Below are 21,375 nucleotides of genomic sequence, written 5' to 3'. Positions count from 1 at the left end.
TGGTCACTTCATCAGACATTGATATCAAAAATTGTTTTTGATGCTCGATGCTGTGAGTGCCCACACAGATTGCTTGATTCAAATTGTTAAAGAGCAGGGTCTGAAACTATAACCCTCACCAGCTTGCTTTGCAAGGTGGACCAGAAGCGCACTGCGCCGTGCTGATGGAGGTGCATTATAGGGATATGATTCTCGCTGACAAGCGAAAACTACGTGTTTATTTGAAAAAGACGTTCGGGTGTTTAATCAACAACCAATAAGACTAAAAAGCCGTCAACGATTCATCTAAATGAGCCTGCACACCTTCTCTATCGCTACCAATCGGTACCCGTTTTCGCCACATCAAGATCTACATGCCAGCCACGCCAGGCATACAAAAATGAAAAGGGCCCCTCGGGGCCCTTCATATCACGCTGCTTGTAGATCAGATGGAAAAACTGGAACCGCAACCGCAGGTCGTCGTGGCGTTGGGGTTGGTCACGGTGAAACGGGAACCTTCCAGGCCTTCGGTGTAATCCACGCTGCCGCCGACCAGGTATTGCAGGCTCATGGGATCGATCACCATGGTGACGCCGCTCTTCTCGACCACGGTATCGCCATCATTGATTTTCTCGTCAAACGTGAAACCGTACTGGAAACCGGAGCAGCCCCCCCCAGTGATGTAGACCCGCAACTTGAGTTCGGGATTCTCTTCTTCGGTGATCAAGGTCTTTACCTTGTTGGCTGCCGCATCCGTCATCTGGATGGGCAAGGGGGCTTCTGCTACTGCACTCATTGCTGACCTCACAACCGTTACATCCACAAACATGGAAACCGCGAAATTATCCAATACCCGACCATTTAGTTCAAGTATTCACCACTCTCTTACTGTGCTGCCGGCATGGGGGCTGGTTGAGCGACCAAAGGCTTGAGCACCTCGTTCCACTCAGCAACCAGCTCCTGGGCCGGTTGCCGACCCTCCTTCGGGATGAGGATTCTCACCCTGTCCGGGATAAAGCCTGAGGGAAGCTGCCAATTGCCCTCCAAGAGCTGGAAGTATCGCAACGCGTAGCGTCCCTCCCCCACCTTCATGCCAAGATCCCGGCCACTGAGGATCCTGGGCTTGTCAGCCAGACTGCCTTCGAGCCGGATCTGCACCTGCCCCCGAAACAACTCCCGCTTCTTGGCGGGTTGTGTGAGCGCCAGACGATAGTGGTAGCGACCCGGCACACTCGTCTCCTGCAATGTCAGATTGTCGATGGATACCCCCACCTGTTCGCCGGTGGGACGCATGATGCGCTCGAAGAAGGCCAGCTGGCGTTTCTGCTCCTGTACCTGAGCTTCCTGATCCTTGAGCGTCTGCTGAAGTTGCTCGAAGGCGGCCTTCTGGGTCGCCAGCAGGGTCTCCCTGACGCCGAGATCCGTCTTCAGTTGTGCAATGGCCTTGCTCTGACGCTCCAACGTCTCTTGCTGCACCGTCATCAGGCTGCTCTGAGCCAGCTCCTGTCTGTTCCCGACGACATAACCGATACATGCCCCCACGGCCAGCACCACCAATAACTTCACGATTTGGGACATAAGGCCTCTTCTATATGCCGACATCAACACAACCGGTTTCTTTTCACTATACGCGACCATGCCGGATTGATACGGATAAACAAAGAGTTAACCGGTCGCGATGCTGCTTTCACCCCGGTTTTGACGCGCAGCAAGCCGTAAAGTTCGCTCCAGGATCTGGGAATAGATGGGACGCCCCCCCAACCATTGCGCCACCAGGGTTGCCCCTATGGTGGTGATCATCATGGGCAGGATCAGCTGATAGTTGTCTGTCATCTCTGTCACCAGCACGATGCCGGTAATGGGGGCACGCACGGTGGCGGCGAAAAGCGCCCCCATGCCGGCGATGGCAAAGGCGCCCGGTTCGATGCCGAGATCGGGAAATGCAGAGTGGAACAGGTGACCAAAGATCACCCCGAACAGGGTGCCCAGCGCCAGGGTCGGCGCAAAGACACCACCAGGGGCCCCCGAGCAAAAGCAGATGAGGGTACCCACCAGTCGCACCGAGAAGATGATGAAGAGCGTCGCCATCGCATAGTCTCCCCCCGTCAGATGCTGGATGAGCTCGATTCCCCCTCCCGTGACCGAAGGGGCGAACAGCGACAGCATGCCAAAGGTTCCAGCCACCCCCATGCCGATGATGACGAAGCGGTGGCGCTTGTTCTGATGCAATGCCAGGTAGCCATCCTGACAGGCGAGCACCAGCTTGTTGAAGACGAACCCCAGCACACCAAAGCAGCCCCCCATGAAGAGAAACAGCCAGAGCGCCTTCAAGGCCGGAGCGTCGTAGTGAGGCAGCATGATGACGGGGGATTGCCCTTTCATGTTCTGCAGCATCAGGGTCGCCATGACGGCCGAAATCCCGACCGCCTTGATGGCGAGGAAGGAGTAGCGAAATTGCGGTCGCATCTCTTCCATGACAAACAGTATCCCTGCCAGCGGGGCATTGAAGGCCGCAGCGAGACCACCCGCCTCACCGGCAGCCAGCAGGGCGTGGCCATGCTCCTTGGGCAACCGGAAGATATCCGCCACCATCTTGCCGAGGTTGCCCCCTATCTGCACCGAGGGCCCCTCCCGCCCCAGCACCATGCCGGAACTCAGGGTACAGACCCCGCCAAAAAACTTCACCGGCAACACCCGCCACCAGCGTACCGGGCGCAGGTCGTCCATGGCCCCTTCAATTTCCGGGATACCGGATCCCCCCGCCTCGGGGGCAAAGGCATGAGTGAGGAAATAGCCGACCAACCCCAGCAGGGCGCTGAAACCAAAGCCGAGCAGGCCAAGCTGCCACCAGGGGCGATCGGCCAGCAAGTCGACACGCTGCTGGGCCAGCCAGTGAACGCAAGACTCGAACAATCCGCACACCAGGCCTGCCAGCAGGCCGACTAGGGCCGCCAACAGGAGCACCAGCAGCGGCATCTTGTCCCGCCGTATCAGGCGCTGCAAGACTGGAGGACGACGCAGCGAGGCCGCGTCGGCGGAAGGAATGGCTTGTTGCTCCATGGATAATCACGCTCATCTAACGAGGACCAGACACACCTCGGCCTCGGCTGCCCAGCTCTGGGCCTTTCTGCTATAGTCGGCCCGTTTCATGTATCACGGGCGAGAGTCCGGGGCGAGAGCGCAAAGCATACTCCTCCCGCCATCCCCTGCCGAGCCGCAATCGGCAGCCTGCGCCCGGGTAACGACCAAAATCCCATTAAGGATGATCCATGTCAAAATCAGATCAGCTGTTTGAACAGGCCCGCCAGACCATTCCCGGTGGCGTCAACTCACCGGTCCGCGCCTTCAACGGGGTCGGCGGCACACCCCGCTTCATCGATCACGCCGATGGCGCCTACCTCTATGACGTGGATGGTCAGGCCTATGTGGATTACATCGGTTCCTGGGGCCCCATGCTGCTCGGTCACAACCACCCGGCCATCAAGGCCGCGGTCATCAAGGCGGTGGAGAAGGGACTGAGCTACGGTGCCCCGACCGAGATCGAAGTGCTGATGGCCGAAAAAGTGCGCCAGATCGTCCCCTCCATGGAGCAGGTGCGGATGGTCAACTCCGGCACCGAGGCGACCATGAGCGCCATCCGGCTGGCCCGCGGCTACACCGGCCGCGACAAGATCGTCAAGTTTGAAGGCTGCTACCACGGCCACGCCGACTCCCTGCTGGTCAAGGCCGGTTCCGGCGCCCTCACCCTGGGTCAGCCCAACAGCCCGGGCGTACCGGCCGATTTCGCCAAACACACGTTCACCTGTGTCTTTAACGATCTGGACTCGGTGCGCGAAGCCTTCACCCAGTACGGCAGCGAGATCGCCTGTATCATCGTCGAGCCGGTGGCCGGCAACATGAACTGCATCCCGCCGGTGCCCGACTTCCTGGAAGGGCTGCGCGCCATTTGTGACGAGTTCGGCGCCCTGCTGATCCTGGATGAGGTGATGACGGGTTTTCGCGTCTCCCTGCGTGGTGCCCAGGGCCACTACAACATCGACCCGGATCTCACCACCCTCGGCAAGATCATCGGTGCCGGCATGCCGGTAGGCGCCTTCGGCGGCAAGAAGAAGGTGATGCAGCACATCGCCCCGACCGGCCCCGTCTATCAGGCTGGTACCCTCTCCGGCAACCCGGTGGCCATGGCCGCCGGCCTCACCATGCTGGATCTGCTGCTGGAGCCGGGCCTCTATGAGCAGCTGAGCGCCAAGACCGCCCGTGTCGCCGAAGGGCTCAAAGCCGCCGCCGCCAGGCACGGCATCCCGCTTGCCATCAACTACGTGGGCGGCATGTTCGGCTTCTTCTTCACCGACGAGCCCGAGATCACCCGCTACGAGCAGGTGACCCGCTGCGACATGGAACGCTTCAAGCGCTTCTATCATCTGATGCTGGAGGAGGGTGTCTATCTGGCACCGAGCGCCTACGAGGCGGGCTTCCTGTCGCTGGCTCACGGCGACAAGGAGATCGAACACACCCTGGCGGCCGCCGAGCGCAGCTTCGCCAAGCTGGCTGGCTGACAAGCCGCAAGATGTGCAGAGGGCCCCGATGGGGCCCTTTTTTGTTTGCTCGCCCCGACGAGGCACCGTAGTGGTGCATCTTTAAGTCCCTCACCGGAGCCTTGCCACCTGCTGGTGCGCCGCGCCGTACACGGGCTGTCATAAATCGGGCCCACAATTTGCAGGCCCCTGCTCAGGAGCACATTGGACCGAGGTGTATATGGCAGAGATGAGCCCCATCGATGTGCTGCGGCGCTATCAGGAGTACGAAACCGAGCTGGCCCCCCTGCTGCTGGGGCTGCTCACCCTCCCCGAGGCGTCTCTCAAGACCTATGCCTTCGTCGAGGAGGTAAAGAGCCTGGCCCCCCAGATCAGGCCAGCCATACTGGCGCCCGTTCCGGCGGCCCAGGGGCAGCTGCGCCTGCTGGTGCAGGGCCATGGCCGGGAGCTGGAGATCAACCTGCACCAGCTGATCGCCTGGCTGATGGGGGACAGGGAGCGGCGGCGCGCCATTCCCTGGTTCAGGGCCGTCTACGTCGTCCTGAGTCTGGCCCTGTTTCTCATCGTCGGCACCCTCATCTGGCACGGGCTGGAACAGCTCTATCTGCTCCTGTGCGGCACCCAGCAAAACCGGCTGGGGGCCTTCAGCGCCATCATCTTCCTCACGCTCGCCCTGGCGGTGTTCGATCTCGGCAAGACCATCCTCGAAGAGGAGGTGCTGCTGCATAAGGACATCTTCCGCCACAGCGCCATCCGGCGCACCATTACCCGCTTTATCGCCGCCATCCTGATCGCGGTCTCCATCGAGGGGTTGCTGCTGCTGTTCAAGGGATCCCTCGGCCAGAGCGAACTGCTCTGGCCTGCGGTGGGGGTGATGGGGTGCGCCGTGGGGTTGCTGCTGGCGCTGGGGCTCTATGTGTTTCTCGGTGCCAGGGCGGAAGCAGCACTGGTCGCCTCCAGCCAGCAGACTGCCCACTCGGAGGGGGCTGCCAGGGGCATCAGAAGACGCGCCAGGACCGGGCGAGCGGGATGACATACCAACGCGGGGTGCCCGTGCAGGCGGGCCTCGCCGACGCCAGCTAGCTCGTCGCCTCTGCCAGCGCGGGCGCTGGCTGTAGCCGCGCCGCCCGCCAGGAGGCGTACATGGTCCAGGAGGTATAGATGACGATGAAGGCCACCAGCCATTTGAGCATCTCCATCTCCATGGATTTGACCAGCATGGCCGCCAGCACCACGCCGATGGGGCCGAAGATGGCCACCGCCAGCACGGCCCGCGCATCGAAAGCCCCCTTGCGGATGAAGGTCCCCGCCGAGAAGACGCTGAGCACGGCGGTGGATCCCATCATGATGGGGAAGGCCACCAGCGGGTTCATGCCGAGCAGATAGACCAGGGTCATGCAGGGGGCGAACAGGCCGATACCGACGTTCATCAGGGCTCCGAACAGGAAGTTGCCGGCAAGGGCGATCCCCAGCTTGTAACCGCTCAGCCCCATGGCCTCGCCACCGAGGGGGAAGAGCCCGAGCAGACCGGCAAAGATGAGACCGGCAACCACCAGCAGGGAGACCGCCATGACCAGCCGGATGGTCTGGCGATCAAAGGAGGCCACGTAACGGGCGCCCCAGGCCGCACCGGCCGCCGCAGCCGCCATCATGCTGATGAGGGTGACGGGATCCACGTTGACCACGCCGATGAAGATGAGAGCCTGGGTCACGGTCGGCAGCACGCACTGGCCGTTGAGGGTACCGGGCAGCAGCCGATCATCGATCAGCCTGAACTGCTTGTAGCAGGCGGTCTTCACCGCAAAACTCCCCACCCCCAGAGTATCGAGAAAATTGGCCACAAAACCGATGGCCGCCACCGGCCAGAAAGGGGTAGCTTCGAGCTGGCCATGACGCCGTTTGTGCCACCAGGCACGGACCAGCATAACGAGAAAGACCAGGGCACAACCGATAAACAAGAGACGCAGAAAAGTGACAAGCATGGGGAGACCTCCAACAACGGGCGGCGATTCTAAGGCAGCGGAGGGAAAAAATCCTGGCCAGGATCATGAGACGACGGGTGCAAACGTTTGGCCGCGACTATTTTGGCTGGCAGAACCCGAATGGGGCTATCCATACTGGTTGGGAGGGCGACAGCCCGGGCTCATCGGGCGTAGTCCTGGTCATTTCGCGACGACCACAGCACCGGTGAGGCGTAAACGAAAGAAGGCGGGGTGACCCGCCTTCTTTTTTCATTCTCCGTCAGGCAATCCAGCGTGGCAGCCGGGGAGCCAGGCGGTCGATCAGGCGATCCGACACGGGAGTGAGCAACAGCAGCGGCAGGCAGATCAGGGAGAGGCAAAGAGCGCCCACATAGACGTCCGTCATCCAGTGCGCACCCGCCAGGATGCGGGGCGCCGAAAACAGGGGCACCATCACCACCGCAATCACCCCGGCCCAGCGCGGCAGATAGCGCAGGGCAAAACCGGCGAAGATCATCAGGAAGAGGGCGTGATCACCGGGGAAGCTGTCACCGGCGGAGTCCTTGGTGGGAATCGCACTGATCTCGGTCAGGCGCAGAGCCCCGTCCACCATCAAGGTGGGGCTGGGACGGCTGACCGGCAACAGATGCCCGAGCTGATTGATCACCAGGGCCCCCAGCAGCATCACGACCCCCATGGCCACCAGACGACGGCGCTCCTGCCCGTCGGCACGGAAGAAGCAACTGGCGAGGATCCCGCCCATGCAGGCCAGCGCGGCCAGATCGAACAGGCGGTTGTTGGTGATGGCCACCAGATCGGCCCAACGGGGGGAGTGGCCAATCCAGCCATTGACCAGCTGGAAGAGGGCGAGATCCCACCCATCCCAGGGGCCGTGCTCAGGCAGGGCGCCCCAACTGAAGGCGATGAGGCCCCCGGCCAGATAGAAAGGAATGAACTTGCTCATGCCGACGTGTCCTTCGAAAAACGCTCATTCTAGGCCAGCCGCAAGATGACTTGCATCACAAAAGTGTAAGAATTCGTGTAACAAAGGTATTCCATCGGCTCTTCTTTTGGCGCCGCCGACCGGGTAGGCAAGCGCGCCCCCTCCTTGGCTCACCCACCGGTTGCGGCTAGTATGGGTGCTCCCTTCGTTCAGGATGATGATGATGCGCAGCTACCTTCGCATGATGTTGTTTGCCCTCGGTTTGCTGGCAGGTGTACAGATCCCCGGGCTGGTCGATCTCTACTTCCAGCGGCTGGATGCCCGGCTGCAGCAAGCCGGTCTGGCGCTGGCCCCCTTCCAGCGCACGGCGGACCAGCACTTCAATGGCGATCTGCAGGCGCTGGTCGCCCATTACGGTGCCAGCCAGGATCCCGTCTTCACCCAGGATGCCACCAGCCTCCAGCAACTGGTGAACCAGCAGCAGCACCTTCAGGGGGAGATCGCCGTGCGGGAGAGTCCCTGGTACCAGCAGCTCTCCCACCTGTTGCTGCGCGCCGATCCCGCCCTCTGGCAGGATACCCTGCACAACTACGGCTATGTGGTCCCCCTCAAACAGGCCGCCATTTTCTGCGGCGTGGCGGCGGGTCTGCTGGCCTCCCTGGCGGGGGATCTGCTGCTCGGCCTCCTGCTGCTGCCATTTCGCTCCCGCCAGCGCGTCCCCCGTCACGGCCTGCGCTGATCCCCTCTGACTGCCAACCGGGGTGCCCGCCCCGGTTGGCGGCTACTCGAAGGGTTCGAGATAGGCTTCTATGGCCTTCTTCAGCCAGGCCAGCACCTTGCCGTGATGGGCGTTCTCCGACAGATAGACTCCGTAATCGCGCCACTGCAGACTGAACTTGTGCTTCAGGGTCAGCAGCTCCCCCTGGCGCAGCTGGCTCTGGATAAGGGGTGAAGGCAGCACCGCCCAGCCCAGACCATCCAGCACCGCATCCCGCATCAGTTCGAAACTCGACAACCCGATATGCTGCCCTCCGATGGGCAGCAGGCTCTTGACCGAAAACGCGTCCACATAGGAGAGAGTGACCTGGGTGTGATCGGTCAGATCCTGCTGCAACACCCGCTTCAGCCCAGCCAGCGGGTGGCTTGGCGCGACCACCATCAGGGTGCGGATCGGGTTGAGCACGTCGATGCAAAGACCGCTGCGCTCCTGTTCCTCGGTGATGAGGCCGAAGGCGGCATCCACGAACCCCTCTTCCACCAGGGCCGGCAGCTCCGGCGGTGAGGCCAGCACCAGGGAGATGCTGGTGCCCGGAAACTGGCGACGCAGCGCCCCCAGCATCTCGCGCCATACCACCTCGGGAATGGCGTCGTCCCGGGCTACCCGCAGCGCCACCTCGGCACCGGAGGCATGGTGCTCGCACTTGAGCTTCAGGCTGTTGGCGGCCTGCAACAGCCGCCGACAGTCGTCCAGCACTTGCTCGCCGATTTCGGTCAGCCGGCTCTGATTCGCCCCTCGTTCGAAAAGTTCGACGCCAAGCTCCACTTCCAGGGTAGCAATCGCCGAGCTCACGGCGCTGCGACTCTTGCCAAGTCGTCTGGCGGCATTGGCTATCGAACCACTGTCTGCTGTTTCTACAAAGAGTTGTATCTGATTTAGCTTCATGACTTCAAACTGGCGGCAGATTATTCCATCACCACCTTATCCCCTGCCCCGCCCCCAAGGCAAACAAGCAGCGACAGCTTTCTCGACGCTCAGCGATAACCTTGCCCGTTTCGGGTGCCGTTATCCTCTCATCGTCGCAGCAACAGAAGGAAACTGCATGTCATCCCGTCCCCTGCTTTTGGCCCGCCTCTTCCTGACGGGGGCCATCCTGACCGAGGTCGCCGGCACCTCCTCCATGGCCCTGATCCCAAAGAACGAGAGCGGCTGGATCCACTATCTGCCGATGTGGCTCCTCATCACCCTCTCCTACCTGCTGCTCGCCAAGGCCGCCAGGACAATCTCCATTGGTATCGCGTTTGCGCTGTGGGAAGGGCTGGGGATCGCCCTCATCACCGCCGTCTCCGTCCTGTTCCTCGGCTACGAGCTGAGCATCCAGGAGTGGATCGGACTGGCGCTGGCCATAGTGGGGATTGTCATGGTGACCCTGGGCGAGACCCACGATGTACCAGCCCCCACCCGCCAGAGGAGGGAAGCCCCATGCACCCGTTGATCATCGTACTGGGCGCCGCCCTGCTGGATATCGGCGCCAACATGGCGATCAACCGCTCCGTCGGTTTTCGCGACAAGGGGTGGGGCGTCCTCGGCATTCTGCTGGTGCTCTGTGCCTTCACTCTGCTCAGCGAGGCGGTCAGTACCGGCAAGATCGACCTGGCCGTGGCCTATGCCACCTGGGGTGCCATCGGCATCCTGGGCACCGCCCTCGGGGGCCTGCTGCTGTTCGGCGAGCGCCTCAGACCCGTCGGCTGGCTCGGCATGATGGTGATGGCGGTGGCGGTCGCCCTGCTGACCACAGCATGATCCCCTCTCCAACCCCATGAAAAAAGCCGCCCTGTTCCCAGGGCGGCCTTTTCATGGTCAAACCGATCATCCAGATTGCAGCAGGCAGCCTAACGCGCTGCCTCGTACAGCTCCAGCGGCAGGCCGTCGGGGTCGGCGAAGAAGGTAAAGCGCTTGCCGGTCAGCTCGTCCACCCGCACCGGCTCCACTTCCACCCCGTGCTGCTCCAGGTGGGCGATGACCCGGTCGAGATCCGCCACCCGAAACGCCAGGTGGCGCAACCCGCACGCCTCCGGCCGGGAGGGGCGCGGTGGCGGCGCCGGGAAGCTGAACAGCTCCAGCTGGCTGCCGTCCGGCAGCGCCAGATCCAGCTTCCACGACTGACGCTCGGCCCGCAGGGTCTCGGCAATGATGGGCAACCCCAGCACCTGGTGATAGAAGTGGCGCGAGCGCGGATAGTCGCTGGCGATGATGGCCACGTGATGGATGGCCTCAAACAGGGAATGGGTCATGGCAATCCTTGCAAAACGGGCAGCCTGCGCTGCCCGTCTTCGTCAGTTGAAGAAACCGTTGAACCAGTTGTCCAGGGCATTCGCCGGGTCCGAGACCGGGCTGGCACAGCTCATGGGCTCGGCCAGACCGGCCAGCTTGGCCGGCACCTGGAGACTGCCGGGACAATCACTGGCCACCCGGGCACCGCTCGAGCGGGAGAAGTTGGCCCAGCTCACCCCTTCGGGCATCTTCAGCCCCAGGCTGTTGACCCCTCGCTGGCTCATGTAGCCGCTGAACAGCTGCAAGGCGCCACTGGCACCGGTCAAGCCGGCCGGGGTGTTGTCGTCACGGCCGACCCAGACGCTCACCAGCTCGTTGTTGTCCATCCCGGCAAACCAGGAGTCACGCAGCTCGTTGGTGGTACCGGTCTTGGCGGCCATGGTGGCCCCGGGGAACTTGGCACCGAGCGCCCGGGCCGTCCCCTGGCTCACCGTCTTGGTCATGGCGAACAGGGTCAGCCAGCTTGCCTGGGGATCCGTCACTCGCTTGGCCGCTTCGTCATGCTGGTAGAGCTGGCGCCCCTCGCCATTCACCACGGCCCGGATGGCCGACAGGGGCTGGGTCAACCCCTGGTTGGCAATGGGCAGGTACATCTGGTTCACCTCCATGGGCGAGAGCGCCACCGCCCCCAGCACCAGGGACGGATAGGGCTGGATCTCCTGCTGCACCCCCAGCTTGTGCAGGGTGTCCACCACCTTGTCCAGGCCTATCTGCATCCCGAGGTTGACGGTCGGCACGTTGAGGGAGCTGGCGAGCGCCTCCATCAGGGGCACGCTCTGGCGGAACTTGCGGTCGTAGTTCTGCGGCGTCCAGATCTGGCCATCCTGGCCGCGAATCCGGATCGGCTGATCTTTAAGCGGCGTGCCAAGGGTCAGGCCGTTGGAGAGGCCGGTCAGGTAGACCGCCGGTTTGACCAGGGAGCCAATCTGACGGCGGGCATCCAGCGCCCGGTTGAAGCCGGCGTAGCGGGGATCCCGTCCCCCCACCATGGCGACCACCTCGCCCTTGTGCCAGTCGGAGACCACCATGGCCGCCTCCAGCTTCTTCTTGCCACGCTGCTTCTCGATGGTGGCCAGACCCGACTCCACCGCCTGCTCGGCGGCGTGCTGGGCGATGGGATCCAGACTGGTGAAGATCTTGAGGCCGGACTGCTTGAGCAGATCCGGGCCGAAGCGGTTCTGGATCTCCCGCTTGAGCAGCCCCATGAAGGCCGGGGTACGGCCATAGCTCATCTGGCCGCGGGCGATGATGCCAAGGGGCTGCTTGCTGGCCAGGTCATACTCGGCCTGGGTCAGGCTGCCGTGATCCGCCAGCAGTTTCAGCACCAGATCCCGGCGCGCCTTGGCCCGGTCCGGGAAGCGCCAGGGATCGTAATAGGAGGGGCCCTTCACCATGCCCACCAGCAGGGCCACCTGATCGATGTCCAGCTCGTTGACCGGAATACCGAAGTAGAAGTAGGAGGCGAGCCCGAAGCCGTAGACCCCCTGGGAGAAGTTCTGCCCCAGATAGACCTCGTTGAGGTAGGCCTCCAGGATCTCGTCCTTGCTGTAGCGGTAGTCGATGAGCACCGCCATGTAGGCTTCCTGCAGTTTGCGCCACAGGCTGCGCTCACGGGTCAGGAAGAAGTTCTTGGCGAGCTGCTGGGTGAGCGTACTGCCCCCCTGCACGGTGCGCCCCGCCAGCAGGTTGGCTGCCATGGCGCGCATGATGGCCACCGGCGAAACGCCGCCGTGCTGGTAGAAGTCCCTGTCTTCCGTGGTGAGCAGCGTCACCAGCAGGCTGTCCGGCACCTCGGAAAGGCGCACCAGCAGGCGGTCTTCCCGATCCTCGGTGTTGAGGCGATCGAGCAGCACCGGGTCCATCTGGGCATAGCCCAGCTGGCGCTGGTTCTCCAGGGACTGGATCCCCTCGAGGCGCGCCCCGTTGAAGGTGAGGCGCAGGCCACGGGCACCGTCGGCACCGTCGTGGAACTCGAACGGCCGGCGCACCAGCTCGATGCGATTGCCGCTCACCGCGTACTCACCCGGGGTATGGGGCTGACGCACCTGCTTGTAGCTCAGCATGTTGAGCTCGCGCAGCATCTGGGTCTGGGAGAGCCGCTGGCTGGGATAGAGCTCCAGCGGGCGGCTATAGACCATCACCGGCAACTGCCACTTCTCGCCGTCGAAGCGCTCGCGCACCTTGGTGTCGAGATAGATGCCAAACACCACCATGAAGGCCGCCACCACCAGAGAGAGCTTGAAGCCCAGCCAGAACAGGGTGCGCCAGATGGTGCGTTTGGGCGCCGCCTTCTTGGGCGTGCGCTTGCGTCGTTGGGTTGCCATAAATCCTCTTGTCGTTCTCCTCGCCATCCCGCTGATGCGAGCGGCCTGCGATGCCTGTTGTGGAGGGGGACTGTGCCACCGCCATCTTGTTCTGATCGTACCGACCGATCACTGCCCCGTCGGCTACTCCTGCAATCCCATCTTCTTCTTGGTCACCCGGGTCGGCAGCGCCTCCAGCGGGTTGTCCGGCCAGTAGTGACGGGGGTAGCGCCCCTTCATCTCTTTTTTCACCTGCTCATAGGATCCCGCCCAGAAGGCGGCGAGATCCGCGGTGATCTGCAAGGGGCGCTGGGCCGGGGAGAGCAGCTCCACCACCAGGGGCACCCGGCCATCGGCCACGCATGGGGTGGCGCCCAGCCCGAACATCTCCTGGATGCGCACCGGGATCGCCGGCGCCTGACCCGGCTGGTAGCGGATCCGCACCCGGCTGCCGGTCGGTGCGGTGAAGTGGCTCGGCAGCGCCTCGTCCAGCCGCCTTGGCAAGGGCCAGGGCAGAGACTGGCGCAGGATGTCGCTCATGTCGAGCCGCTTCAACTGCTCCAGCCGGGTCATGCCGCTCACTGCCGGCAGCAGCCACTGCTCGAGGTCGGCCAGCAGGCTCTCCTCATCCATGGCGGGCCAGGCTTCGTCGGGCAGCCAGTCGCGGGCGCAGCGCAAGCGGGCCAGCAGCCCCTCGCTGCTCTCGTCCCAGGGCAGCACGTGCAGCCCCTTGCGCCGGATGCCCTGCAGCAGGCAACGCCCCTTCTGTTCATCGGAGAGATCCGTCAGCGGCCGCTGGCCGAGCACCAGCTCGCCGAGCACCTGCTGGCGCTCCGCACGCACCCGTTCCTCCCGATCGTCCCAGTCGAACCACTGGCGCTCGCCGACCAGCTCGGGCAGCTGGCGCACCAGCTCATCCAGCGCCACCGGCTCGGCGATGAAGATGCGGCTGCCGCGCTCGTTCTGACCCATTTCGACGGCCACGATGGCCCCCTGCCCCTGGCAGGGATGCCCTTCTACCAGATCGCAGCTCACCCCGCCACTGAGCTGATAGCGGCTGCCACTGCGCAGCTTGCCGATGCGATCGGGCCAGGCGAGGGCGCACAGCAACCCCAGCCATTGACCCTGCGGGCTGCTTGCCCGCACGCCGAGCCGCTCGAACCAGCGGGCCGCCCCCTGGCGCAGGGCGCCCTGACGGCGGTGGAACAGCACGGACAGGCGCTCCGATCCTCGCAGATCTTCTTCCAGCAGCGCCACCAGGAAAGCCGCATCGGCGACAATCCCTGTCAGACCCTCGGATTCCAGCTCCCGGGCCCGCAGCAACATGCGGGCGAGGCGGGGATGGGTGCCGAAGGCCGCCATGGCACGGCCTGCCGGGGTAAGTTGTTGCTCACCCTCCGGGGCCATGGCGCCCAAGGCCACCAGCAACCGCCGGGCGCTGGCCACGGCGGCAGGGGGCGGCATGTCCAGCAGGGGCAGCGCCTCCACCCGGGCCCCCCACTGGGCGGCGTCCATCAGCAGGCCGGTGAGCTCTTGCGTCAGGATGTCGGGGGGACTCTGCTCGGCGAGGCGCTCCTGCACCTCGCAGCTCCAGAGCCGGTAGCAGACGCCGGGGCCAAGCCGCCCTGCCCGCCCCGCCCGCTGGGTGGCGGAGGCTTTGGCGATGGGCCGGGTCTCCAGCCGGGTGACGCCGCTCTTGATGTCGAAGGTGGCGCGCCGCTCCAGCCCGCTGTCGATGACCACGGAGATCCCCTCGATGGTGAGGGATGTCTCCGCCACGTTGGTGGTGAGCACCAGCTTGCGACGACCCGCAGGCGCAGGCTCGATGGCCGCTTGCTGGGCCGCGAGGTCAAGACGGCCATAAAGGGGAGCCAGGGTCACATCCCCTGGCAACCGCCCTTCCAGCCACTGTGCCAGCCGCTCTATCTCCCCCTGTCCCGGCAGAAACACCAGGGCACTGCCAGCCTGACTGGCGAGCGCCTCCAGCACCACGGCGCCGACCTGGGGTTCCAGCCACTGCTGACGGTTGGCGGGGCGATAGTGGTACTCGATGGGAAAGCCGCGCCCCTTGGAGCGCACCACGGGGGCACCTGGCAGCAGGCGCTCCAGGGCCATGCCATCCAGGGTGGCTGACATCACCAGCAGCTTGAGATCATCGCGCAACCCCTGCTGGCTTTCGATGGCGAAGGCCAGCGCGGTATCGGCGTGCAGGCTGCGCTCGTGGAACTCGTCAAAGATGACGAGCGACACGCCGCTGAGCTCAGGATCCTGCTGCAGCATCCGGGTCAGCACCCCCTCGGTCACGATCTCGAGCCGGGTCTGGCTGCTGGTGCGGCTCTCCCCGCGCACTCGCAGGCCGATGCGCTCGCCCACCTTCTCCCCCAGCTGACGCGCGAGGAAGCTCGCGATGTTGCGCGCCGCGAGGCGCCTGGGCTCCAGCATGATGATGCGCCCGGGCAGCCGGTGCTGGCGCACCAGCTCCAGGGGCAGCAGGGTCGATTTGCCCGCGCCGGGGGGCGCCTGCAGGATCACGCTGGCATGGTTGTCGAGGGCTGCAAAGAGTTCAGGCAACACCGGGACGATGGGGAGGGAAGACAAAGCGATGGGCACCTTCTGTGACACTCCTGAAAAGGGGTCCATTCTGCCACAGCCTCCCGGCCATCGTAAGCGCCCCTGCCGGACAGGGGCAGGAAGCGTCAGGTGCAACACGGCAAGACATCCCGGGAGCGGCTGCCATAGAATGGCCCTTATCCGATGCCCATCACGAGGACCGACACGCCGCATGCCCAAACTCTTCTTTGCCCTGCCCCTGCCAGAGCTTGCCCCCGAGCTTGCGACCTGGCGAGACCAGCGCCCCTGGCCCGGCCAGCCGGTGCCCGAGAGCAACCTGCACCTGACCCTGGCCTTTCTCGGGGAGGCCGACGAAACGACCCAGGCTCGCCTGATCGCGGCCGCCGAGCGACAGCACTGCCCCCCTTTCAGCATCCATCTGGATCAGACCGGCTGGTTTCAGCGCGCCAAAGCCGCCTGGGTGGGACCCGGTGAGTGGCCGAACGAGCTGACCGTGCTCGCGAGGGCACTGCGCCGCCACGGTGAAAAACTCGGGCTGGGCAACGGCGAGCAGGGCTATCGCCCCCACGTCACCCTGTCGCGCAAGGCGGGTGAGGCCCCCGACGAGCTGCCTGCGCCGGATTTTCTGCTCAGGGCCGATCGCTTCTGCCTCTATCAATCCGTCAGCACGCCGGACGGCGTCCACTACGAACCGCTCGCCTGCTGGCCCCTGCGGGCCCGCGTCAAAAACCCGCACCGCGAGGAGCTCACCCCATGATCTTCGATCCCCCCCTGCAGTCCGGGCAGCTGATCTCCCGCTACAAGCGCTTCCTGACGGATGTCGCGCTCGACAACGGCGAGGTGATCACCATCCACTGCGCCAATACCGGCGCCATGACCGGCTGCGCCCTGCCGGGCACCCGGGTCTGGTACTCCACATCCGACAACCCCAAGCGCAAGCTGCCAAACAGTTGGGAAATCGCCGAGAGCCCGGCGGGTCACTTCATCTGCGTCAACACGGCCCGTGCCAACCAGATCGCCCGGGAGCTCATCGAACAGGGCGCCCTCGCCCCCCTGGCAGGCTATGCCAGGCTGCGCACCGAAGTGAAATACGGGGAAGAGAACAGCCGCATCGATCTGCTGCTGGAAGATGACCACAGGCCGGATTGTTACATCGAGGTGAAATCCGTCACCCTGCTCGACGAGCGGGAGCAACCCGGCATGGGGTACTTCCCCGATGCGGTCACCACCCGCGGCGCCAAGCACTTGCGTGAATTGATGGCCATGAAGGCGGCAGGGCACCGGGCCGTGCTGCTGTTCATGGTATTGCACTCCGGCATCGCGAGAATGCGCCCTGCAGCCCATATCGATCCGCACTATAGTCAGCTTGTTGAACAGGCGATGGCGGCAGGGGTTGAAGTTTTATGCTATCGCCCCCATGTTGGGGTGCAGGGCATGGTGGCTCAGGATTTTATCCCATTTGAATCTGACCATATGCTACCCGAGGGCAGAGAATAAATGCAGAAGTGGGTAACATTATTGATAAGGCTTGTTTGCCTCCCGTTGACCCTTCTGCTATAGATGTCGCCCTCAATTTATGGATGGCACGGGTAGCGTGCTGAATTAGGAGACAGGGCATGCCAACAGGCGAAAACAGGAAATCTCTGGGCCCCCTGGCCATTGCGGGTGTAGAGCCTTACCAGATGAAAGCCGGTGAGGAGTACATGAATGACCAACAGAAGGTACATTTTCGCAAGATCCTGGGAGCCTGGCGCAACCAACTGATGCAGGAAGTTGACCGCACCGTCGACCACATGAAGGATGAGGCTGCCAACTTCCCGGATCCCGTGGATCGCGCCGCGCAAGAAGAAGAGTTTGCTCTCGAACTGCGCACCCGCGACCGTGAACGCAAGCTGATCAAGAAGATCGAGAAAACCTTGCTGCTGCTCGAAGAAGATGACTTCGGTTACTGCGAGCATTGCGGCATCGAGATCGGCATCCGCCGTCTGGAAGCCCGTCCGACCGCAGACCTCTGCGTGGACTGCAAGACGCTGGCCGAGATCAAGGAAAAACAGATGGCTGGCTGATGCCGCCCATCCACAGGAACGAAAAGGGAGCCCAGGCTCCCTTTTTTATTGAGCTTTTGGTCGGGCCGTCCCAGAATGCAGCCTCAATGCATCGCCTACCCGAATTGCCATGGTCATGACATCCCCCCCCTCCCGACGCCCCTATGTGGGCCGCTTCGCCCCCTCACCGTCCGGTCCGCTCCACTTCGGCTCCCTGGTCGCCGCCCTTGGCAGCTTCTTGCAGGCCAGGGCGCAGCAGGGACGCTGGCTGGTGCGCATCGAAGACATCGACCCCCCGCGGGAGATGCCGGGAGCGGCTGACCTTATCCTCACCACCCTGGAGGCACACGGTCTTGGCTGGGATGGGGAGGTGATGTTCCAAAGCGCGCGCCATGGCCGCTATGACGAGATCATCGATCAGCTCTATCGGGCCGGGGATCTCTACTGGTGCCGCTGTACCCGGCGCGAAATCATGGCCGCAGGGGGGTTCTACAACGGCCATTGCCGCGCCCTGGGGCTGACCGCCGAGGGGTGTGCCGCCCGTTTGCGCCAGCACCACCCGGTCTATCGGTTCGAGGATGCGCTTCAGGGAGAGATCACCGTCCCCGCGGCGCTGGCGGAGGAGGACTTCATCGTGCGCCGCCGGGACGGGCTCTACGCCTACAACCTGGCGGTGGTGGTGGATGACATGGACAGCGGCATCACCGAGATCGTCCGCGGCGCCGATCTGCTGGAACCCACGGTGCGCCAGATTGCCCTCTACCAGACCCTGGGGGCAGAGGTGCCCGCCTGGGTGCACTTGCCGCTGGCGGTGCAAGCGGATGGCAACAAGCTCTCCAAGCAGAACCATGCGCCGGCGCTGTCGCAGGACGAGGTACGACCGGCCCTGTGGCAGGCGCTGCACTTTCTCGGTCAGTGCCCGCCGCCCGAGCTGATGGCGAGCCGGATCGACGAGATCATCGGCTGGGGCATCGCCCACTGGCAGCTGGCCCGGGTACCCCGCCAGCAGAAGATCCCGCAAGGGCAAAGCTAGCCCCGGCTGCATTTCTTGCCCCAAAAGGACCAATCAAGGGGAAGCAGGCCACACCGTTTCTCATTTGGTTGGGGCTGAGCTATGATAGGCCGCTATTTTTTTGGCCTCCCGTCAATTTGAAGTCATAACGAGGTGTACCATTTTTTCCCAGATCGCAAACTTTTGCCGCAAAGTGCTCGGCAAGGAAGACGGCGAGCAGTCGGTGGAGTCCCCCATTCCGGCCCGTGTCGCCGGACAGCGCCGTACCTTGAGCCGTGACCAGCACCCGATTTCGCGCAAAGAGATCAGCGAGAATGCCCTCAAGGTGCTCTATCGCCTGAACAAGGGGGGCTACGAGGCCTACCTGGTCGGCGGCGGCGTCCGTGACCTGCTGCTCGGGAAGACCCCCAAGGATTTCGACATCGCCACCGACGCGACGCCGGAGCAGATCAAGGCACTGTTCAGCAACTGCCGCCTCATCGGCCGCCGTTTCCGCCTGGCCCACATCGTCTTTGGTCGTGACGTGATCGAAGTGGCCACCTTCCGGGGTCACCACCATCAGGTCAATACCAGCAAGCATGTGTCGGCCCAGTCCGATGAAGGCATGCTGCTGCGGGACAACGTCTACGGCACCATCGAAGAGGATGCCGAGCGTCGCGACTTTACCGTCAACGCCCTCTACTACAGCGCCAAGGATTTCACCCTGCACGATTTCGAGGGTGGGCTGGAAGACCTGGCCGCGCGCAGACTGGAGCTCATCGGCGACCCCGAGACCCGCTACCGGGAAGATCCGGTGCGCATGCTGCGCGCCGTGCGCTTCGCCGCCAAGCTCGACATGACCATCAGCCTGCGCACCGCCGCCCCCATCCGGGAGCTGGCCCCGCTGCTGCAGGACATCCCGGCCGCCCGCCTGTTCGAGGAGACCCTCAAGCTGTTCCTGGCGGGGGACGGTCTGGCCACCTACAAGCTGCTGCGGGAATACGGGCTGTTCCAGCCGCTGTTCCCCCAGGTAGCCGCCCTGTTCACGCCCCACGGCAACTCGCCCTACGAGCAGTTCATCGAGCAGGCGCTGATGGACACCGATACCCGGGTCCGTGAAGAGAAGCGCGTCACCCCCGCCTTCCTCTACGCCACCCTGCTGTGGGGCGCCGTCGAGGCCCGCGGCCGCGTGCTGGAAAACGAGAGCGGTCTGCCCTGGTACGATGCCTTCATGCTGGCTATCAACGAGGTGCTGGACAACCAGGTGCGGATCATCGCCGTGCCGCGCCGCTTCACCACGGACGTGCGCGACATCTGGGCCCTGCAGCAGCGCCTGACCCGCCGCCAGGGCAAGCACCCCGAGCGCGCCATGGAGCACCCGAAATTCCGTGCGGCCTTCGACTTCCTGTTGCTGCGCAACCGGGTCGAGCGCGGCCTCGGCGAGTTGGCGAGCTGGTGGGAGCGCTATGTGGCCTCCAACCCGGACGTGCGCCCGCAACTGCAACGGGAGGCGACCCGCCGCCCGGCGAGCGGCGAGCGCGCCGACTCCCGCAGCGGTGATGGCGAGAAACGCAGCGGCAATGGCCGCAACCGCCGTCGCCCCCGTCGCCGCAAGCCGAAGTCGGCAGAGTAAGGATCCGCCGATGATCGAGGTCTTCGTCGCCATCGGCTCCAACCTGGCCGACCCCCTCGGCCAGGCTCGTCGCGCCATCGCCGCGCTGGCAACCCTGCCCGAGTCAGAGCTGCGGCAGACCTCCCACCTTTACGGCAGCCGCCCCATGGGCCCTGCGGATCAGCCGGACTACGTCAATGCCGTGGCGCGCCTTGCCACCCGCCTCAGCCCTCTGGCGCTGCTGGACGAGCTGCAGCGCATCGAGCAGGCACAGGGGCGAGTGCGCAAGGATGAGCGCTGGGGCCCCCGGACCCTGGATCTCGATCTGCTGCTGTACGGCGACGAGGTCATCCGGCATGAGCGCCTGACGGTGCCTCACTATGGCATGAAGGAGCGGGAGTTCGTCCTGCTGCCCCTTGCCGAGATAGCCCCCTCCCTGGTGCTGCCCTGCGGCACCCCGCTCACCGAACTGGTTGCCCGCTGCCCGCGCAATGGACTCGCGATCCTGGCCGGTGCAGCAGGCGAGTAGAGAAGAGTAGGAACAACGTAATGAGCAAGATCACCACTACCCACCTGCAGAAGATGAAGCAGGACGGACAGAAAATCACCGCCATCACCGCCTATGACGCCACCTTCGCCAAGCTGTTCGACGACGAGGGCGCCCAGGTGCTGCTCATCGGCGACTCCCTCGGCATGGTATTGCAGGGCGGAGACGACACCCTGGCGGTCAGCATGGACGAGATGGTCTATCACACCCGCTGCGTGGTGCGCGGCACCACCAATGCCCTGGTGGTGACCGACATGCCGTTCATGAGCTACGCCACCCCGGAGCAGACCTACCAGAACGCGGCGCGCCTGATGGCGGCCGGTGCCCGCATGGTGAAGATGGAAGGGGGGGACTGGCTGTGTGACTCCATCCGCCACCTCACCCGTAACGGGGTGCCGGTGTGCGGCCATCTCGGCCTGACCCCGCAATCCGTCCACGTGTTTGGCGGCTTCAAGGTGCAGGGGCGCGACGAGTTCCACGCCCAGGAGATCTACCGCCAGGCGCTGGAGCTGCAAGCGGCTGGCATCCAGTTGCTGGTACTCGAGTGCGTGCCCGTCTCTCTGGCAGAGCGCATCACCAAGGCGCTGCGCATTCCGGTGATCGGCATCGGTGCCGGCCCTGCCACCGACGGCCAGATCCTGGTGATGCACGATGCCTTCGGCATCACCTCCGGTTATGTGCCCAAGTTCACCAAGAACTTCCTGGCCGAGACCGGTGACATGCGTGCCGCCATTCGTCTCTACGTGCAGCAGGTGAGCGAGGGGACCTTCCCCGGCCCCGAGCACTGCTTCAACTGACTTTCTGTCGTCATGAGCGCGGGGGCCTGTGCCCCCGTC

General features: G+C 64.0%; 21 protein-coding genes. 12 read left to right on the top strand and 9 right to left on the bottom strand.

Annotated features, from left to right (window positions below; genetic code table 11):
• Positions 1-424 precede the first annotated feature (424 nt).
• From erpA to clcA, 3 genes are all read right to left on the bottom strand, one after another.
• Positions 425-775 (bottom strand): iron-sulfur cluster insertion protein ErpA, encoded by a 351-nt coding sequence (gene erpA / locus AB5Y59_RS11270; protein ID WP_010675554.1) that lies wholly within the window; start codon positions 773-775, stop codon positions 425-427.
• Positions 776-864: 89 nt separating this feature from the next.
• Positions 865-1,557, bottom strand: coding sequence for a DUF6776 family protein (locus AB5Y59_RS11265; protein ID WP_268453500.1), 693 nt, complete (start codon positions 1,555-1,557; stop codon positions 865-867).
• 87 nt (positions 1,558-1,644) lie between these two features.
• Positions 1,645-3,039 (bottom strand): H(+)/Cl(-) exchange transporter ClcA, encoded by a 1,395-nt coding sequence (clcA, locus tag AB5Y59_RS11260; protein WP_368211997.1) that lies wholly within the window; start codon positions 3,037-3,039, stop codon positions 1,645-1,647.
• Positions 3,040-3,248: 209 nt separating this feature from the next.
• Between clcA and hemL the strand changes: the two genes are divergently transcribed.
• On the top strand, positions 3,249-4,535 hold the full coding sequence (gene hemL / locus AB5Y59_RS11255) for a glutamate-1-semialdehyde 2,1-aminomutase (RefSeq protein ID WP_368211996.1): 1,287 nt from the start codon (positions 3,249-3,251) through the stop codon (positions 4,533-4,535).
• A 199-nt stretch (positions 4,536-4,734) separates the two neighbouring features.
• Positions 4,735-5,547, top strand: coding sequence for a hypothetical protein (locus AB5Y59_RS11250; RefSeq protein WP_042016292.1), 813 nt, complete (start codon positions 4,735-4,737; stop codon positions 5,545-5,547).
• Positions 5,548-5,593: 46 nt separating this feature from the next.
• On the opposite strand, the gene AB5Y59_RS11245 is transcribed toward AB5Y59_RS11250, so the two are convergent.
• On the bottom strand, positions 5,594-6,496 hold the full coding sequence (locus AB5Y59_RS11245) for a sulfite exporter TauE/SafE family protein (RefSeq protein WP_263308271.1): 903 nt from the start codon (positions 6,494-6,496) through the stop codon (positions 5,594-5,596).
• Between the two features lie 259 nt (positions 6,497-6,755).
• On the bottom strand, positions 6,756-7,439 hold the full coding sequence (locus tag AB5Y59_RS11240; protein WP_045521918.1) for a phosphatase PAP2 family protein: 684 nt from the start codon (positions 7,437-7,439) through the stop codon (positions 6,756-6,758).
• 202 nt (positions 7,440-7,641) lie between these two features.
• Here AB5Y59_RS11240 and AB5Y59_RS11235 point away from each other — a divergent pair, with 202 nt between their 5' ends.
• Positions 7,642-8,157 (top strand): DUF2937 family protein, encoded by a 516-nt coding sequence (locus AB5Y59_RS11235; protein WP_010675561.1) that lies wholly within the window; start codon positions 7,642-7,644, stop codon positions 8,155-8,157.
• Positions 8,158-8,199: 42 nt separating this feature from the next.
• Here the strand turns inward: AB5Y59_RS11235 and AB5Y59_RS11230 are convergent, their stop codons facing one another.
• Positions 8,200-9,081, bottom strand: coding sequence for a LysR family transcriptional regulator (locus AB5Y59_RS11230; RefSeq protein ID WP_039040858.1), 882 nt, complete (start codon positions 9,079-9,081; stop codon positions 8,200-8,202).
• A gap of 157 nt (positions 9,082-9,238) precedes the next feature.
• Between AB5Y59_RS11230 and AB5Y59_RS11225 the strand changes: the two genes are divergently transcribed.
• Complete coding sequence (locus AB5Y59_RS11225) at positions 9,239-9,631, top strand: multidrug efflux SMR transporter (protein ID WP_151028687.1); 393 nt, start codon at positions 9,239-9,241, stop codon at positions 9,629-9,631.
• A complete protein-coding gene (locus AB5Y59_RS11220; RefSeq protein ID WP_010675564.1) occupies positions 9,619-9,939 on the top strand; it encodes an SMR family transporter in 321 nt (106 codons plus the stop codon). Before AB5Y59_RS11225 ends, AB5Y59_RS11220 begins: the two co-directional genes overlap by 13 nt.
• A gap of 89 nt (positions 9,940-10,028) precedes the next feature.
• Here AB5Y59_RS11220 and AB5Y59_RS11215 read toward each other — a convergent pair whose 3' ends face one another.
• The 3 genes from AB5Y59_RS11215 to hrpB all read right to left on the bottom strand — a co-directional run bounded on the left by AB5Y59_RS11215 (position 10,029) and on the right by hrpB (position 15,371).
• Positions 10,029-10,430, bottom strand: a complete 402-nt coding sequence (locus tag AB5Y59_RS11215) for a VOC family protein (protein ID WP_151028686.1) — start codon at positions 10,428-10,430, stop codon at positions 10,029-10,031.
• Between the two features lie 42 nt (positions 10,431-10,472).
• Positions 10,473-12,794, bottom strand: coding sequence for a penicillin-binding protein 1B (mrcB, locus tag AB5Y59_RS11210; RefSeq protein ID WP_010675566.1), 2,322 nt, complete (start codon positions 12,792-12,794; stop codon positions 10,473-10,475).
• Between the two features lie 123 nt (positions 12,795-12,917).
• A complete protein-coding gene (gene hrpB, locus AB5Y59_RS11205) occupies positions 12,918-15,371 on the bottom strand; it encodes an ATP-dependent helicase HrpB (protein WP_368211998.1) in 2,454 nt (817 codons plus the stop codon).
• Between the two features lie 184 nt (positions 15,372-15,555).
• On the opposite strand from hrpB, the gene thpR reads away from it, so the two are divergent.
• From thpR to panB, 7 genes are all read left to right on the top strand, one after another.
• On the top strand, positions 15,556-16,101 hold the full coding sequence (gene thpR, locus AB5Y59_RS11200) for an RNA 2',3'-cyclic phosphodiesterase (RefSeq protein ID WP_368211995.1): 546 nt from the start codon (positions 15,556-15,558) through the stop codon (positions 16,099-16,101).
• Positions 16,098-16,841 (top strand): DNA/RNA nuclease SfsA, encoded by a 744-nt coding sequence (gene sfsA, locus AB5Y59_RS11195; protein WP_368211994.1) that lies wholly within the window; start codon positions 16,098-16,100, stop codon positions 16,839-16,841. The genes thpR and sfsA overlap by 4 nt, the downstream gene beginning before the upstream one ends.
• Before the next feature lie 119 nt (positions 16,842-16,960).
• A complete protein-coding gene (gene dksA / locus AB5Y59_RS11190) occupies positions 16,961-17,410 on the top strand; it encodes an RNA polymerase-binding protein DksA (RefSeq protein WP_029314801.1) in 450 nt (149 codons plus the stop codon).
• A gap of 109 nt (positions 17,411-17,519) precedes the next feature.
• Complete coding sequence (gluQRS, locus tag AB5Y59_RS11185; RefSeq protein WP_309562926.1) at positions 17,520-18,422, top strand: tRNA glutamyl-Q(34) synthetase GluQRS; 903 nt, start codon at positions 17,520-17,522, stop codon at positions 18,420-18,422.
• Positions 18,423-18,522: 100 nt separating this feature from the next.
• A complete protein-coding gene (pcnB, locus tag AB5Y59_RS11180; protein WP_368211993.1) occupies positions 18,523-20,013 on the top strand; it encodes a polynucleotide adenylyltransferase PcnB in 1,491 nt (496 codons plus the stop codon).
• A gap of 10 nt (positions 20,014-20,023) precedes the next feature.
• Positions 20,024-20,521 (top strand): 2-amino-4-hydroxy-6-hydroxymethyldihydropteridine diphosphokinase, encoded by a 498-nt coding sequence (gene folK, locus AB5Y59_RS11175; protein WP_041213874.1) that lies wholly within the window; start codon positions 20,024-20,026, stop codon positions 20,519-20,521.
• A gap of 20 nt (positions 20,522-20,541) precedes the next feature.
• Positions 20,542-21,336 carry a 3-methyl-2-oxobutanoate hydroxymethyltransferase gene (gene panB, locus AB5Y59_RS11170; RefSeq protein WP_039040847.1) on the top strand — a complete coding sequence of 265 codons (795 nt, stop codon included), beginning with the start codon at positions 20,542-20,544 and terminating at the stop codon, positions 21,334-21,336.
• Positions 21,337-21,375: the final 39 nt, after the last annotated feature.

It is taken from the genome of Aeromonas sp. s10 (assembly GCF_040907975.1).
Taxonomy (GTDB): Bacteria; Pseudomonadota; Gammaproteobacteria; order Enterobacterales; family Aeromonadaceae; genus Aeromonas; species Aeromonas caviae.
The sequence above is the reverse complement of the archived record's forward strand: the minus strand, read 5'-3'. Positions and strand labels throughout refer to the sequence as shown.

What these genes read in the sequence shown, in the direction of transcription:
- erpA (WP_010675554.1), bottom strand. Translation starts at nt 775, where the DNA reads ATGAGTGCAGTAGCAGAAGCCCCCTTGCCCATCCAGATGACGGATGCG.
- AB5Y59_RS11265 (WP_268453500.1), bottom strand. Translation starts at nt 1,557, where the DNA reads ATGTCCCAAATCGTGAAGTTATTGGTGGTGCTGGCCGTGGGGGCATGT.
- clcA (WP_368211997.1), bottom strand. Translation starts at nt 3,039, where the DNA reads ATGGAGCAACAAGCCATTCCTTCCGCCGACGCGGCCTCGCTGCGTCGT.
- hemL (WP_368211996.1), top strand. Translation starts at nt 3,249, where the DNA reads ATGTCAAAATCAGATCAGCTGTTTGAACAGGCCCGCCAGACCATTCCC.
- AB5Y59_RS11250 (WP_042016292.1), top strand. Translation starts at nt 4,735, where the DNA reads ATGGCAGAGATGAGCCCCATCGATGTGCTGCGGCGCTATCAGGAGTAC.
- AB5Y59_RS11245 (WP_263308271.1), bottom strand. Translation starts at nt 6,496, where the DNA reads ATGCTTGTCACTTTTCTGCGTCTCTTGTTTATCGGTTGTGCCCTGGTC.
- AB5Y59_RS11240 (WP_045521918.1), bottom strand. Translation starts at nt 7,439, where the DNA reads ATGAGCAAGTTCATTCCTTTCTATCTGGCCGGGGGCCTCATCGCCTTC.
- AB5Y59_RS11235 (WP_010675561.1), top strand. Translation starts at nt 7,642, where the DNA reads ATGCGCAGCTACCTTCGCATGATGTTGTTTGCCCTCGGTTTGCTGGCA.
- AB5Y59_RS11230 (WP_039040858.1), bottom strand. Translation starts at nt 9,081, where the DNA reads ATGAAGCTAAATCAGATACAACTCTTTGTAGAAACAGCAGACAGTGGT.
- AB5Y59_RS11225 (WP_151028687.1), top strand. Translation starts at nt 9,239, where the DNA reads ATGTCATCCCGTCCCCTGCTTTTGGCCCGCCTCTTCCTGACGGGGGCC.
- AB5Y59_RS11220 (WP_010675564.1), top strand. Translation starts at nt 9,619, where the DNA reads ATGCACCCGTTGATCATCGTACTGGGCGCCGCCCTGCTGGATATCGGC.
- AB5Y59_RS11215 (WP_151028686.1), bottom strand. Translation starts at nt 10,430, where the DNA reads ATGACCCATTCCCTGTTTGAGGCCATCCATCACGTGGCCATCATCGCC.
- mrcB (WP_010675566.1), bottom strand. Translation starts at nt 12,794, where the DNA reads ATGGCAACCCAACGACGCAAGCGCACGCCCAAGAAGGCGGCGCCCAAA.
- thpR (WP_368211995.1), top strand. Translation starts at nt 15,556, where the DNA reads ATGCCCAAACTCTTCTTTGCCCTGCCCCTGCCAGAGCTTGCCCCCGAG.
- sfsA (WP_368211994.1), top strand. Translation starts at nt 16,098, where the DNA reads ATGATCTTCGATCCCCCCCTGCAGTCCGGGCAGCTGATCTCCCGCTAC.
- dksA (WP_029314801.1), top strand. Translation starts at nt 16,961, where the DNA reads ATGCCAACAGGCGAAAACAGGAAATCTCTGGGCCCCCTGGCCATTGCG.
- gluQRS (WP_309562926.1), top strand. Translation starts at nt 17,520, where the DNA reads ATGGTCATGACATCCCCCCCCTCCCGACGCCCCTATGTGGGCCGCTTC.
- folK (WP_041213874.1), top strand. Translation starts at nt 20,024, where the DNA reads ATGATCGAGGTCTTCGTCGCCATCGGCTCCAACCTGGCCGACCCCCTC.
- panB (WP_039040847.1), top strand. Translation starts at nt 20,542, where the DNA reads ATGAGCAAGATCACCACTACCCACCTGCAGAAGATGAAGCAGGACGGA.